Raw genomic sequence first — 13860 nt, 5'->3', positions numbered from 1 at the left:
AAAGGATTTAGAGTAGAGTTCCAGTCGTGCCTGAACCAGCCGCACCGCGCTTGCACCCCGCTGTCCTTCATCACGTGGTCAACACGCTTGGTTGGCCGTCGCTTCGGCCGCTGCAGCAGCAGGCCATCGAGCCGGTCATGGCCGGGGAGCACGCGGTCATGCTGGCGCCGACAGCGGGAGGCAAGACCGAAGCCGCGACCTTTCCGATCTTGTCCCGGATGCTGACCGAGGACTGGAACGGGCTGTCGGTGCTCTACGTGTGCCCGCTGAAGGCACTGCTGAACAACCTGTTCCCGCGGCTCGAGTCCTACGCGCAGATGGTCGGGCGGACCGCGGGTGTGTGGCACGGCGACATCGGGCGGGGCGTGCGGGGTCGGATGCTGGCCGAGCCGCCGGACATCCTGCTGACGACACCAGAGTCGTTGGAGGTCATGCTGATCTCCCAGACCATCGACGCGCGGGCGTTCCTCGGCAACGTCCGCACCGTGGTGGTCGACGAGGTGCATGCCTTCGCCGGGGACGACCGCGGCTGGCACCTGCTGTCGCTGCTGGAGCGCGTCAGCCACCTGGCCGGCGGACCCGTCCAGCGCATCGGGTTGTCGGCAACGGTCGGGGACCCCGGCGGCCTGTTGGAGTGGTTGAAGGGCAGCGACACCGGTCGGGCCGGTGGCGTGATCAACCCGGCGGCCGACGCGACGACCGACCAGACCGAGATCACCGTCGACTTCGTCGGCACGATCGACAACGCGGCAACGGTCATCAGCCGCCTGCACCGCGGAGAGAAGCGGCTGGTGTTCGTCGACAGCCGAGCGCGGGTGGAGGAGCTGTCCACCGCCCTGCGGCTGCTCGACGTGGCCACCTTCGTGTCGCACTCGTCGTTGTCAGCAGATGAGCGGCGGTATGCCGAGCGGGCGTTCACCGAGGCTCGCGACTGCGTCATCGTGGCCACCTCGACGCTCGAGCTGGGCATCGACGTGGGCGACCTGGATCGGGTCATCCAGATCGACGCGCCCTCGACCGTGGCGTCGTTCCTGCAGCGGATCGGTCGGACCGGCCGGCGATCGGGAACCAGCCGCAACTGCCTGTTTCTGTGCACCAAGGACGCGGCGGTGCTGCAGGCTGCTGGGCTGCTGGCCCTGTGGGAGGACGGATGGGTGGAACCGGTCACCCCACCCCCGGCCCCCGCGCACCTGTTCGCCCAGCAGCTGATGGCCCTGTCCCTGCAGGAGGGGCGTGTCGGTCGGCAGCTGTGGCGTGAGTGGATGGGACCGTTGCCCGCATTCGCGGCGATGGACCCCGAGCCGGTCGAGGAGATCGTCGAGTGGATGGTCAACCAAGCCATCCTTGTCGACGAGGGCGGGATGCTCTCCTTCGGGATCGAGGGCGAGGAGAGCTACGGCCGACGCCACTTCCTCGACCTGATCGCGGTGTTCACCGCGGCCCCGCTGATGACGGTCTGGCACGGCCGGCGGGAGCTCGGGAGCATCGACCCCCTCAGCCTCCAGCGCCGTCAGGACGGCCCGGCGGTGATCCTGTTGGGTGGCCGGCCGTGGCGGGTCAAGGACGTCGACTGGCCGCGTCGCCTCGTGTTCGTCGAGCCCAGCGACGACATGGGCAAGAGCCGGTGGAACTCCGGTGGTCCCGCGATCTCCTACGAGCTGGCGCAGGCCATGGCCCGCGTCCTCGAGGGACACACCCCCGGAGTGACCTGGTCCCAGCGGGCGAAGTCGGTGTTGGCCCAGCAACGGTCGTGGCACGAGTGGGCGTCACCGGACGGCACAGTGGTCGGCAGCGACGGCGGCCGCCCGGTGTGGTGGACGTTCGCGGGCACCAAGGCCAACCTTGCGCTGACCGAGCACCTCGATTGCGCCGGGTCGGTCAACGCGGCCACCGAGCTGTACGTGCCCCTGCGCCCGGGCACGACCCAAGCGGGTGCGACCGCCGCCATCGCCGAGTTGAAGCGCAGCGACGCGTCGGACCTGCTTCCTGGGGTTTCCCCCGGCGCCGTCACGGGCCTGAAGTTCAACGAATGCCTGCCTCTGCCTTTGGCGATGCACACGCTCGCCGAGCGACTGCGCGACGACGATGCCGTAGCCGCCACGCTGGAGAAGGCCCTCAGAGCCATTGCCTGACGATGTAGGCCAATGGGATGGGCCTAAAGGGTTCTGCTCCTTCGACCGAGAAGGAACCCGAAAGGAAGCACCATGGTCGGTTACAGGTTCACGCATAACGAGTGGAACGGACCCAGGTACGTGTACGTCGACGATTCGAGCGCCAAGCGACAGCAGCGCCATCTCACAAGGATAAGTCTCTTCAAGGGCACAGCCATACGTCTCTTCAACGAGACATGGAGCGTTGACGGACAAGCCCAATCGTGGTTCGCGAAAGCGATGCCGAAGGTCCGATTGGACCGATGTCCCACGACCGACGGAGCTATACGACTCGCAGTTACTGACGAGAGGCTTCCTGAGACGGTGCTTGGCCGCGACTGGACCACTCTGAGGAATCAACCCGAAAGTGTCGGTAGCGGCCCAATACTGACCCCCTGACGACGGGCGAATCTTGACCCCCTTCGTCGTGGTTCACCTGCTGTGGGCGGGTGGGATCTGACCCTGACTCGATCGTGTCGTCGAGTCAGGAGGAAGGGTTGTGATTGACGTGGAGCAGTGGGCTGAGGTCCGCCGGTTGCATTTCGCTGAGGGGATGGCGATCAAGGCGATCGTGCGGGCGACGGGGTTGTCGCGCAACACGGTGCGGGCGGCGATCCGCTCGGCGTCGCCACCGAAGTACGAGCGGGAGGCGGCGGGGTCGGCGGTGGATGCGTTCGAGCCGCAGATCCGCCAGTTGCTCAAGGCCACGCCGGACATGCCGGCCACGGTGATCGCCGAGCGGATCGGCTGGTCGCGGGGGATGACGGTGCTGCGCGACCGGGTGCGTGAGCTGCGTCCGGCCTACCTGCTGCCGGAGGGGTATGGCCGCACCGTCTATCGGGAGGGCGAGCTGGCCCAGTGGGACCTGTGGTTCCCCGAGGACCTGAAGGTGCCGGTCGGGTTCGGACAGACCGCGGTGCTGCCGGTGATCGTCGGGGTGCCCTGCTACTCGCGGTGGATCACCGCCCGGATGATCCCGTCCAAGGACAAACACGACGTGCTCGGCGGGCACCTGTGGTGCCTCCGCGACCTGGGCCGGGTGCCCCGCAAGGGGGTGTATGACGGCGAGCCCGCGATCAGCGTCCGGCGGGGCCGCAAGCTGGTCTACACCCAGGAGTACTTGGCGTTCCGAGGCACGTTGGGGATGGGCTCGATCGTGCTGGCCAAGGGCCACCCGGAGCGCAAGGGGGTGGTGGAGCGGGCCAACGGCTACCTGGAAACGAGCTTCATGCCCGGACGCAGCTTCGGCTCGATCGACGACTTCAACACCCAGCTGGGCCTGTGGCTTGAGGACCGGGCCAACGTCAGGGTCCACGCCGGGCTGCGCCAGCGGCCCTCCGAACGCATCGACGCCGACCTGGCCGCGATGCTGCCGCTGCCGCCGGTGCCGCCCGATGTCGATTGGACCCACACCGTCCGGTTGGGCGCCGACCACTGGGTGCGGGTGGACACCAACGACTACTCCGTCCACCCGGGCGCGATCGGCCGCAAGGTCACCATCCGCCGCACCGCCGATCAGGTCGTGGTGACCTGTGGCCGCGACGAGGTCGCCCGCCACGACCGGGTCCTCGCCAAGCATCAGACCATCACCGACCCGGCCCACGACGCCGCCCGCAAGGCCCGCGCCCAGCTGCTCGAGCTGCCCGTCGCCGGCCCCGACACCGGTGTGGAGCAGCGGGACCTCGCCGACTACGACCGGCTGCTCGGGGTGGCCTGATGGCAACCACGCCGGCGTCGGCCACCGACAGCCACCTGGCCTACCTGTGCCGGGCCATGAAGGCCCCGTCCCTCGCGGCGGCCGCCCCGCGGCTGGCCGACCGGGCCCGCGAGGAGGGCTGGACCCACGAGGCGTTCCTCGCCGCGTGCCTTGAGAAAGAAGTCGACGCCCGCGCCGCCCACGGCGGCCAGGCCCGCATCAAAGCCGCGAAGTTCCCGGCCCGCAAGACCCTGGAGGACTTCGACTTCGACCACCAGACCTCCGTCAAGCGCGAATTGATCGGCCATCTCGGCCAGCTCGACTTCGTCGACGCCCGCGCCAACGTGGTGTTCCTCGGCCCGCCCGGCACCGGCAAGACCCACCTCTCCATCGCGCTGGGCATCCGCGCCTGCCTGGCCGGTCACCGCGTCGCCTTCGCCACCGCCGCCCAATGGGTCGACCGGCTCGGCGCCGCCCACGCCGCCGGCCGGCTCCAGGACGAACTCCGCGCCCTCGGCCGCGTCCCCGTCGTGGTCATCGACGAGGTCGGCTACATCCCGTTTGAGGCCGAGGCCGCCAACCTGTTCTTCCAACTCATCGCCGCCAGATACGAACGCGCCAGCGTGATCATGAGCTCCAACAAGCCATTCAGCCGGTGGGGCGAGGTCTTCGGCGACCCCGTCGTGGCCGCAGCCATGATCGACCGGCTCGTCCACCACGCCGACGTCGTCCCGCTCAAGGGCGACAGCTACCGCCTCAAGGACCGCGACCTCGGCCGCGTCCCCGCCGCCGACCCAGCACCATGAACTCCAGAGGGGGTCAAGATTCAACCGCTGCAAGGGGGTCAGATTTCGCCCGCTGTTGACAGAAAGGCCCCTCGACCCCTGGCTGCAAAGTGTGGTCGTGGCCCGTCTCGCATCGTGGTTCTCCGACGGATGCTGGGAGGAAGGTGTCCTACGCGAGTATCTAGATGACACCGAACTGGCAGCCGCATGCGGCGCCGTCATGCCAGCGCGCCCTACGCCGCGGCTGTGTTACTCACCACTTGAACGTCCCAAGGAAAGTCACTATGGCATCAACGAGGACGACGAAGCCCCGATATGGCAGCCCATACCCAAGAGACCTCCGCCTCGCGGGTCACACGGCCGCATAGGTCCTGCGATCGACTGGTCTCAGGACACGGGTTGAGTCCCACAGAATCCCGTGCTGCTTCGATCGTCGATTTATAAGCACGCGTGGCACGTCCCGGCCTGCACTCCTTACGGGTCCACAGCAACAAAGCCCTTCGGCGACAAGGGCCGGGACAAGCGACTTCTCGCTCTGCGTCACTCAAGGGATCTGAGCACGGGCGAACGATCTTCTGCCGCGGTCCCTTGGTCGTTGCAACAGGCGCCCAACGCGAACGCTGTGCCTTCTTCGGGCTTCCCGCGTCAGATCGGTGAGATACCCGATAGGTCCTCTCAACCGGGTGTCGAGGGGGACGAGCGCTTGAACAAGCCTGCCAGGATGTACAGCTCGGCCTGCCGTAGCTGATCGGGATCGGCGACGACGACCAGCTTCGACCTCGCTCTGGTGGCTGCGGTGTAGACGAGTCGCTTGAGGTCATCAAGCGGGAGACCCGGCCGGAGGTCGATGCCGAGCACGACCACCTCACGCTCCATGCCCTTGAACGCCGCGCTGTTGGTGGTGACCATCTCACCGCCGCGGTGCTGGGCAACCAGTCCGTCAGGGTCGTGCTTCCACGGGTTGTGGAACAGCCAGATGGCGGCGACCTGGTCGGGGCGGTAGCCCTCGTCGCGCCGGAGCTTCTTGGCGATCTCCGTCGTTCGGCCGACGATCCGGTCGGCGGGCACGGCGACCTTGACGACCTCCGGGCCGTCGCCGGTCAGGCAGTCGGTTTCCACATCACCGAACCAGGTCGCGAACGCGGCGATCTGCCGGGTGTTGCGGAAGTTCTCCCGCAGCTCGTGCGCGACGTCCACGAAGTCCTTGAGCGCTGGCGCGGTACCGAACAGGTCCTGCTGCCGGTCGGCGAAGGCGAACCAGCGACCGCCGTCAACGCTCAGCCCGGCCAACGCCAGGTGCCACAGCTCACCCGGGTCCTGCGCCTCGTCGAGGACGATGACGTCGAAGGGCCCGCCCGTGGCGTCGGGACTCAACCGGTCGGGGAGGACTTCGTAGAACCACTCCCGCGGATCTGCTCCAGCCGGCGGCTCGGCTCCCCCAGCGAGCGAGGCCAGGTCGGTGACGACCACCCTTCCCGTCGGGTCGTCTGTGACGTCATCGGCGGCGGGCGAGCCGAACGTCGACAACCGGTTCAGCAGGCCCTCCCGAAGGTGGGTGGCCAGCAGCTTGTGCCAGCACGTCACCAGGACACGCGCACCCTGGGAGGCATGCAGGGCCGCCACCTCCAGCGCCAGCATCGTCTTGCCCGTCCCGGCCGCCCCGCGGACCAGCACCCGCTGGTGGCGCAGGAACTGGTGCATGACGTTGCGGTGCGACTCGGTCAGTGCCACGACCTGCTGCTCGTGCGCCGCCACACGGGCGGCGTCGCTCGGTGTTCCCTCAACCGCTCGTCCGCGGAGGGCTCTGGCGATCGCCTCGGCCCGGACCTCGCCGATGGGCGTGGTTCCGCCGTCGGGTTTCCCCTGGGTCCTGGCCAGCGCGCCGGCCATTTCGCCCAACGCCCGCGCGTCCCACAGCAGCTCCTCGGGCAGCAGCCCCTCCCCCGGCGAGTCGAGGGTGCAGTCCGGCGTGGCCACGACCCATCGGAAGGGGATGGCCTCGACCGGGAAGCGGCTCTGGTCGAGATGACGCTTGACGATCGCAAGCGCACGCTTGACCTGCGCAACGGGGTCCCGGACCTCCTGCCCGGCAGCCTCGCGCCGCCGCCACAGGTTACGGCCGGGGTCGAAGAGCATCGTCCCGCCCTTGACCTCGACCACCGTGACACCGTGGGCTGGGTCGACCACGATCAGGTCCGCCTCCACCTCCTGGGCTGTTCCGCGCTCGCCAACGCGCAGCATCACCTGCGGCAGCAACCGAACATCGGAAGCAACGGCCAGCCGCAACGTGTCGTGCACGATCCGCTCAGCCGGCGACGTCCCCTCGGCCCATCGCGCCTCAACACCCCGATCACCCATGTGACCAGTCGACCACATCGAGTGCGTTCGACGACCTCACGTAGGCAGGTCGAACTCCCTCCTCAACACCGCCAGCGTCTCCTGGTCGCGAAGCTTCGTCGCCGTGTTCTGGTTGGCGTACATACCGGACTCCCGGACAGCAGCGTCAGCTGACCTCGTGTCGGACCACCGCACGCGAACGCAGTACTCCGACCGTTCGTCGTCGTCGGCATTCTCCGCGAGGTTCGGCTGCCGCAACGGCATGTCGAGCAGCGAACGATGCCCGCCCCCGAACTCGACGGTGAAGTCACGGACCGGACAGGCCGGTTCCTCCACAACACCCACACCGACATAGCCGCGCTTGGGCACGTATGCGAACACCAGGTCGCCCGCTTCGAGCTGGTGCAGCGTCCGGCTGTACCAGCGACGTTGTCCCCCGCAGACGAACCCGTACTGGCGCATGTCATCCCAGCTTCGATGTGGACCCTCCCCGATTGCGACGTAGAACGTCCTGTCCGCGTTCATGCGACTCCCTCCCATTCACGGCGTGGTGCACTTCGGAGCCGTGACCGTTTACGCCACGAACTACCCTGCCACCCAACGATACCGGTCGTCCCGAACAGCAATGCTGCCGTCAAAAATGACGTCCGGCCCCCCATACTGTGCTGCGGAACAGCGACCGGTCGCCCCGGCGCCCTACTGGACCGACACGGAGATGTCGTCGTGGACGTGCACATCACAGAACCCGCCCTGCTCATCCGCATCAACAGGATGTTCGACCCGAACATGTCGGACCTCGCGCTGCTGGAGGCAACCCGAGGTCAGTGGCGGGTGGGTCCGCGACGGGAGGAGGCAAGCCTCGCCCTTGCCGTCTACAAGGGCGAAGTCAAGGAGGTGTACACGATCTCCTCGTGGCATCCGGCGGGGACGCTCGAGTACCGAACCCGGACGTTCGATCCGGGACCGGACCGCTGGGAGTTCGATGGGCAACGGGCCGACGACGAGGTCCGCAGCAAGTACCTGCACGGCGACGTCCGCCACTACTTCAAGTATGGAAACGCCCACCCGGTCGTGTACGTCAACTGCCCATGAGCGCTGCCGGATCTGCAGAAGGGATACCCACCTCGGCGTGACCCCGCGCCCTACTGGGTGATCGCCAGCTGGGAGGCCAGCAGCGCGCGGGTGGCTGGGGCACCCAGGTCGTCGACCTCGTGGCGTGTGCTACCAGCGTCGATGGCCGCGACCAGCTCGTCGTAGGGGTTGACCCGGCCGGAGGCGCCCCAGTCGTGGGCCTCCCAGATCTCGAAGTGGATGTGGTCCACGCCGCAGTCGGCGTTGCCGGAGGAGCCGGTGTAGCCGATGTGTTCGCCGGCCTCGACGCGAACGCCCTCGAGCGTCCCGCGTTCCTTGAGCTCCTCGACGAGACGCGGGGCGAAGGCGTGCTCGACCCCACCGAGACCATCACAGCCGTTGGGTCGGTCGGGGGTGTCGTCGTTGAGGTGGATGTAGAGGTACCCGCGGCCGTCGTCGCCGGCGATCGCCAGGTAGTAGTCCCGGCAGACCTGCCCCTCAACGCAGTCCTCGCCCCTCGCACGCATGATCTCGCCGTCGACGGTGGCGTACGCGGGGGCCATCTGCGGGGCGAGGATGTCGGTACCCGCGTGGCTGCGGCCGCCCGAGCGCGGCGCGCCCCAGGTGTTGTCCATTGCGTCCAGCGGCAGCCTGACGGGGAAGAAGATCCCCTCGTAGGCGTCGGGAGCACCATCGGACTCGGCGGTCATGCTGTCGGTCTGGCTCGTCGACGGGACAGTGGGGCCGAGCGGCAGCGCCGAGGCTGCCGACGGCAGCAGCGCCATCACGGCAAACAGCAGGGACATGGACAGGCGTCGAAGGACGGGCATGGGGAAGGACTCCTCGTGTCGTCGACGCACCGTCAGGGGGGAAGGTCAAGCAGGGCCGCAGGCGCAGAGCAGCAAGGGGGCTCGGGCGCGGCGGCAGGGCGGCACGTCGACGGTCCACTGTGCGGCGCCCCCTCCCCGCTGCACCCGCCCGATCGGCCCCTGCCCGGCCGGCCACGACTCGAAGTGCCTAGACCGCCCTCGCCATCGACATCGAAACAACCACCGGCGGGTAGCGCAGAAGGATGCTGAACATCTTCGCGCGCACACGGTGGTTCCAGACCCCGTCCGGCTTGGCCCAACCGTGGCTCTGCCGCAAACCATGGAGGGGGCGGGATGGAGCAATGGACCGACCTCGGCCGCGTACGTCACATGTGACGATCGTCATGCAGGATGCTGTCCGTCATCCGTGCCGGAGCTCCGGCAGGGTCCGCAGTCGCCGTAACCAGAAGGAACCGATCCCCCATGAACCGCCCCCTGATCCTCGTGATTCTCAGCCTCACGCTGGTCGCTGTCGGCGCCACCGTCGCCGCGTCCCAACAAGGAGCTTGGCAGATCACCGCTGCCACCTCGACGGTCGAAGCCGAGCACATCGTCCTCCGAACAACCATCCAGAATCCGCGATCCTTCGGCGAGCTCAGCTGGAGGCAGGACACCGACGATCGAGTCAACGCCCTGTACATCTCCGCAGGCAACCTCGGCTCCCACACCAGCATCCGCCAGAACGGCGAGGGGGTCGACTGCCCCGGTATCGCCACGACCTTCGACAGCAGCAACGGGCAGGAGGAGTGGACCACCACCATCCCAGCGGGATGCATCCAGGAGGGGACCTACCCCATGCTCGTGCAGCGAACCAACATCGAGGGCGGCGACACGTCCAACGTCTTCGGACCGGTGGACCTGACCTCTCCCGGCGGGGACATCCCCGAGCCCACCTTCGAGCCGGCATCCATCGAGCGCCTCGCCGGTGCGTCCCGCTACGAAACCGCCGTCGAGGTCAGCCGGTTCGCCTTCCCCAACGGGGCTTCACGACTCACCCTGGCGAACGCCAACGTCCAGGTCGACGCGCTCCCGGGTGCCAAGCTGAGCGGCGGACCGATCCTGTACGTCCCGGCCGATGGACCGGTCCCACAGGTCGTCCTCGACGAAGTCGCCCGGTTGAACCCCACGGAGGTCATCGTGCTCGGCGGCGTCCTGGCGGTCAGCGACGACGTGGCCGCCCAGGTGCAGGCACAGACCTCCCATCGGGTCGACTGACAGGGGCTGCACCACGGAGGCATCAGCCGTCATCCAGCGGCCGCAGCGACCAGCTGCGTCAGCCGCTTCTCCGGCGTCCCGCTGACCTCCAGGACCCGGGTCTCTGCCACAACGACGGGATCATCTACCAGGTCCAGCAGCGCCGCATCCATCGCCGTGCGCAACTCGGGGTCCTCGTCCTCGGGCACCTCGATGTGGTCGTGCGCCGACAGCGGGAGCACCACGAGCAGGTCGACGTGGCGCATGGCCTCCACCGCTGTCGCGAGCCCTCGCCGGCGGACCGCCGCCGGGGCGGCTGGGCGGCCCAGTGCATCCAGCGCGTCGAGGTAGGCGACGAAGTCCAGCGGCCCCCGTTCGGCGATCACCCGAGCCCCGGCCGGCAGCTCGACAAGGCGGTCGGCCGCCAGCCACAGCTGGGCGAGGAAGGCGTCCACGTCGGGGCCATCGAAGCCCTCGTCGAGCAGCTCGTAGGGGTCGGGGCACACCTCGAACCCTGCGGACCGTCGCGCGAAGTCCGCGATGAGGGTGCTCTTGCCGCTCGCATGGGTGCCAGAGACGACGATCCGCATGCGCGAAACCTAGAGGATGAACCGGAGGCGGGCCGACGTCAGTCGACCCGCCCCGTTACAACGCAAGGGACGGGAGCCAGACCGTCAGCTGGGGCACGAACGCCACCACCACGACAACCAGCGCCAGCACGGCGAGGAACGGCATGACTGCACGAACGGCCTTGCCGGTCCCGACCTCCGCCAGCCCGGCGCAGATGTACAGCAGGATGCCCACCGGCGGAGTGACGGTGCCGACCAGCAGCGCGGTGATGATGATCATGCCGAGGTGCAGCGGGTCCAACCCGAGCTCGGGCCCGAGCGGAAGCAACACCGGCGTGATGATCGTGGCCGCCGCGACCGTCTCGACGAACATGCCGAACACCAGCAGGAAGCCGATGACGATCAGCAGGATGATCTGCGGGTTGTCGGTCAGCCCGACCAGCGTGTCGACGACCAGACGCGGCAGGCCGACGAACGCCAGGACCCACGCGAAGCTCGTCGCCACGAACAGCAGGAGCAGCAGGACCCCGGTCAGCTCGCCGGTCCGGATCGCCATGCGACCGACCATCCCCCACGTCAGCTCGCGGTAGACCAGCTTCCCGACGACCAGCGCGTACACGACGGCGACGACGCCACCCTCGGTCGCGGTGAACAGCCCCTCGAGGATCCCGTAGACCAGCAGCGCGGGCAGCACCCCGGCGAGGATCGACCGCCGGGCAGTCCTCCAGACGTTGCCCAGCGAGAACGGCACCTGCGCACCGACCTGCTTGCGACCCGTCCACCACGTCATCACACCCAGCGCCAACCCGACCGACAGGCCCGGCAGCACCCCTGCAAGGAACAGGTCACCGATCGACAGCCCCGAGATGCCGCCGTAGATGATCAGCAGCACGCTCGGCGGGATCAACGATCCGATCGTGGCCGAGCTGGCGGTGACCGCCGCGGAGAAGCCCGGCTCGTACCCGGCCTTCTTCATCGCGGGGATCATCACCCCACCGATGGCGGCGGTGTCGGCGGCCGAGGACCCCGAGACCCCGGCGAACAGCACGCTGCCGCCAACGTTGACCAGGCCCAGCCCACCCTTCACCCAGCCGGTCAGCGAGTTGGCGAAGTCGATGATCCGCTGCGACATCCCTCCGCCGGTCAGCAGCTCACCGACGAAGATGAAGAAGGGGATCGCCAGCAGGCTGAACGCGTCGATACCCGCGAAGGACCGACTGAACAACGCGGTCAGCGGGATGTCGAGCCACACCATGGCGGCCAGCGTCGACACGCCCATGGCATACGCCAGCGGCACGCCGATGGCCGACATGACGAGGAAGACGAGGATGAGGGCGGCGCCTTCCATCGCTAGACCTCCCCGCCGACATCAGCGGTCGCGCGCGCGTCGACGTCCACTGGAGGAGGGTCGTCGATCAGGACCGGGTCCGGCTCCCCGACGACCACCCGCCCGAGGAACGCCAGCAGGAACAGCAGGCCACCGATCGGGCCGCTGGCGAACGTCCATGCGGTCGACACCTCCATGGCCGGGCTCAGCCGGTCCACGTTGGAGAGGGCGAACCGAGCCCCCTCCACCACCAGCAGCAGGAAGAACACCACCGAGACGCCCCCGACGACCCATCGCAGGACCCGCCCGAGGCGCGTCCCGGCATCAACCGACAACGTGTCGATCCGCAGGTGCGAGCCGTTGGCCACCGCCAGGGCGCCACCGACGAACGTCATCCAGATCAGGATCCGGCGGGCCGTCTCGTCGGTCCAGGCGACCGTGCCGAGGCCGAACCAGCGGTTGAGCACGTTCATCAGCGTGATGCCGATCACCGCAAGGAGCAGCCCTGCTGCGGTGACCTGCAGCCCACGCACGTACAGCCGCCAGGCCGAGTCGAGTCCACTGGGGGCGGTGGTCACCGCCCGAGCTCCGCCCGCATGCGGGTGAACAGGTCGGTGGTGGCGTTGGCCTCGAACTCCTCCCACTGCGGCAGCACGAGCTGGCGGAAGGCGTCGACGTCCTCGACCTCGGCGACCTCGATGCCCTGCTCGATCAGGTACTCGCGGTCGGTGACGTCAGCGGCCGGCCAGCCCTCGCGGTTGGCGGTCTCGGCGTTGCTGGCCGCGGTGCGGATGGCCTGCTGGTCGGCCTCGCACAGCCCGGACAGGAAGTTGGGGTCGACGGCAATTGCCAGGTTGGCGTAGGCGACGGGCAGCTCGCTCATGGCGTCGCTGACCTCGTACATCGAAGTCGCTCGCGTCGCCCAGTACGGCAGCCAGTAGGCGTTGATCGCGCCGGTCTGCAGCGCGGTGTATGCGTCACCGAGGGGCATCGCGACCGGCTCGGCACCCAGCAGGCGCCACGCCTCGACCGACACGGGGGCCTCGGGGACGCGGATCGCCAGGCCCTGCAGGTCCTCGGGGGTCGTGGCGGCCTCGACGCCGCCGAAGAAGGGGATGAGGGCACCGACGGAGGACCAGCCGAGGATCTCGATGCCGGCCTCCTCGCGGATCAGCGCGTTGATGTCCTCACCGATCGGCCCGTCCATGATCTGGTGGAACTCCTCCTCGTTCTCGAAGAGGAACGGCAGGTTGGGCGCGGCGACGTCGGGCACGACCGCACCCAGGGTCGAGGCGTCGGTCCACGCGAACTCGATCACGCCGTCGCGGAGCAGGCCCGCCCATTCGGCGATGCCGCCGAGTTGCCCGGCCGGGAAGACCTCCATGGTGATCCGGCCGTCGGTCTCGGCCTCGATCTCCTCACCCATGGCGACGAACGCCTCGTGGCCGATGACGGTGTCGCCGAGGTGGTGGGCGAAGCGGGTCTCGATGCCGGTCTCGCATTCCTCGGTCCCGGCAGCCGCGTCGTCGGGGCCCGACGCGTCGGCCGCGTCGGTTGCCTCGGCCGTCTCGTCGGCGCCGGTGTCGGCAGCGTCGCTATCGGCGTCGCTCGAGCTGCAGGCGGTCATGAGCATGACCAGCAGCAGCGCGATGGCGATCGCCCGGGTCGGTGTCGTGGTGGCCCTGTCGTGCATCGCGTGTTCTCCCTGTGTCATCACCGCCCAAGGGCGGCCGGCTCTCGCCCGTGGGCGATTGATGTCCCGTCGAGGCGCCGTTTCCCGGCGGCCGACAAGCGATTTACTGACTGTTCGGTAGAACACTAGAGCACACAAGCAACCAGGCGCATCAATATCCGCCTAGAGG

Annotated in this window: 12 protein-coding genes; 5 read left to right on the top strand and 7 right to left on the bottom strand. The window is 68.4% G+C overall.

The features are described 5' to 3' along the window. Window positions 1-26: 26 nt before the first annotated feature. The 3 genes from DVS28_RS01280 (at window position 27) to istB (ending at window position 4652) form a co-directional block, all read left to right on the top strand. Window positions 27-2132, top strand: a complete 2106-nt coding sequence (locus DVS28_RS01280) for a DEAD/DEAH box helicase (protein ID WP_114589838.1) — start codon at window positions 27-29, stop codon at window positions 2130-2132. 517 nt (window positions 2133-2649) lie between these two features. Beyond that, window positions 2650-3867 carry an IS21 family transposase gene (istA, locus tag DVS28_RS01275; RefSeq protein ID WP_114589837.1) on the top strand — a complete coding sequence of 406 codons (1218 nt, stop codon included), beginning with the start codon at window positions 2650-2652 and terminating at the stop codon, window positions 3865-3867. Then, window positions 3867-4652, top strand: a complete 786-nt coding sequence (gene istB / locus DVS28_RS01270) for an IS21-like element helper ATPase IstB (RefSeq protein ID WP_114589836.1) — start codon at window positions 3867-3869, stop codon at window positions 4650-4652. The genes istA and istB overlap by 1 nt, the downstream gene beginning before the upstream one ends. Before the next feature lie 654 nt (window positions 4653-5306). Here istB and DVS28_RS01265 read toward each other — a convergent pair. Both DVS28_RS01265 and DVS28_RS01260 read right to left on the bottom strand, forming a co-directional pair. Then, the gene (locus DVS28_RS01265; protein WP_216826323.1) at window positions 5307-6929 is read right to left on the bottom strand and encodes a nuclease-related domain-containing DEAD/DEAH box helicase; all 1623 of its coding nucleotides are present in this window, start codon (window positions 6927-6929) and stop codon (window positions 5307-5309) included. Between the two features lie 96 nt (window positions 6930-7025). Further along, complete coding sequence (locus DVS28_RS01260) at window positions 7026-7430, bottom strand: hypothetical protein (RefSeq protein WP_114589834.1); 405 nt, start codon at window positions 7428-7430, stop codon at window positions 7026-7028. A 261-nt stretch (window positions 7431-7691) separates the two neighbouring features. On the opposite strand from DVS28_RS01260, the gene DVS28_RS01255 reads away from it, so the two are divergent. Further along, a complete protein-coding gene (locus DVS28_RS01255) occupies window positions 7692-8060 on the top strand; it encodes a hypothetical protein (protein ID WP_216826322.1) in 369 nt (122 codons plus the stop codon). 50 nt (window positions 8061-8110) lie between these two features. Here DVS28_RS01255 and DVS28_RS01250 read toward each other — a convergent pair whose 3' ends face one another. Further along, entirely contained in the window at window positions 8111-8869 is a 759-nt protein-coding gene (locus DVS28_RS01250) for a M23 family metallopeptidase (RefSeq protein WP_114589833.1), read from the bottom strand. Window positions 8870-9331: 462 nt separating this feature from the next. Between DVS28_RS01250 and DVS28_RS01245 the strand changes: the two genes are divergently transcribed. Further along, window positions 9332-10123: a cell wall-binding repeat-containing protein gene (locus tag DVS28_RS01245; protein WP_164709772.1), complete on the top strand. Its 792-nt coding sequence runs from the start codon at window positions 9332-9334 to the stop codon at window positions 10121-10123. 29 nt (window positions 10124-10152) lie between these two features. Here DVS28_RS01245 and DVS28_RS01240 read toward each other — a convergent pair whose 3' ends face one another. The 4 genes from DVS28_RS01240 to DVS28_RS01225 are packed head-to-tail and all read right to left on the bottom strand — an operon-like array spanning window position 10153 to window position 13691. After that, window positions 10153-10692 carry an AAA family ATPase gene (locus DVS28_RS01240; RefSeq protein ID WP_114589831.1) on the bottom strand — a complete coding sequence of 180 codons (540 nt, stop codon included), beginning with the start codon at window positions 10690-10692 and terminating at the stop codon, window positions 10153-10155. A gap of 55 nt (window positions 10693-10747) precedes the next feature. After that, complete coding sequence (locus DVS28_RS01235) at window positions 10748-12019, bottom strand: TRAP transporter large permease (protein ID WP_114589830.1); 1272 nt, start codon at window positions 12017-12019, stop codon at window positions 10748-10750. 2 nt (window positions 12020-12021) lie between these two features. Continuing rightward, on the bottom strand, window positions 12022-12576 hold the full coding sequence (locus tag DVS28_RS01230) for a TRAP transporter small permease (RefSeq protein WP_114589829.1): 555 nt from the start codon (window positions 12574-12576) through the stop codon (window positions 12022-12024). After that, entirely contained in the window at window positions 12573-13691 is a 1119-nt protein-coding gene (locus DVS28_RS01225; RefSeq protein WP_164709771.1) for a TRAP transporter substrate-binding protein, read from the bottom strand. The genes DVS28_RS01230 and DVS28_RS01225 overlap by 4 nt, the downstream gene beginning before the upstream one ends. Window positions 13692-13860 lie beyond the last annotated feature (169 nt).

The organism is Euzebya pacifica (assembly GCF_003344865.1).
In the GTDB taxonomy this organism is placed as follows: Bacteria; Actinomycetota; Nitriliruptoria; order Euzebyales; family Euzebyaceae; genus Euzebya; species Euzebya pacifica.
This window is presented reverse-complemented; position numbering and strand designations above follow the sequence as displayed.

Excerpts from the sequence above, each read along its gene's own strand:
- DVS28_RS01245 (WP_164709772.1), top strand. The coding sequence starts at position 9,332 with ATGAACCGCCCCCTGATCCTCGTGATTCTCAGCCTCACGCTGGTCGCT.
- DVS28_RS01250 (WP_114589833.1), bottom strand. The coding sequence starts at position 8,869 with ATGCCCGTCCTTCGACGCCTGTCCATGTCCCTGCTGTTTGCCGTGATG.
- istB (WP_114589836.1), top strand. The coding sequence starts at position 3,867 with ATGGCAACCACGCCGGCGTCGGCCACCGACAGCCACCTGGCCTACCTG.
- DVS28_RS01235 (WP_114589830.1), bottom strand. The coding sequence starts at position 12,019 with ATGGAAGGCGCCGCCCTCATCCTCGTCTTCCTCGTCATGTCGGCCATC.
- DVS28_RS01225 (WP_164709771.1), bottom strand. The coding sequence starts at position 13,691 with ATGCACGACAGGGCCACCACGACACCGACCCGGGCGATCGCCATCGCG.
- DVS28_RS01260 (WP_114589834.1), bottom strand. The coding sequence starts at position 7,430 with ATGCGCCAGTACGGGTTCGTCTGCGGGGGACAACGTCGCTGGTACAGC.
- DVS28_RS01240 (WP_114589831.1), bottom strand. The coding sequence starts at position 10,692 with ATGCGGATCGTCGTCTCTGGCACCCATGCGAGCGGCAAGAGCACCCTC.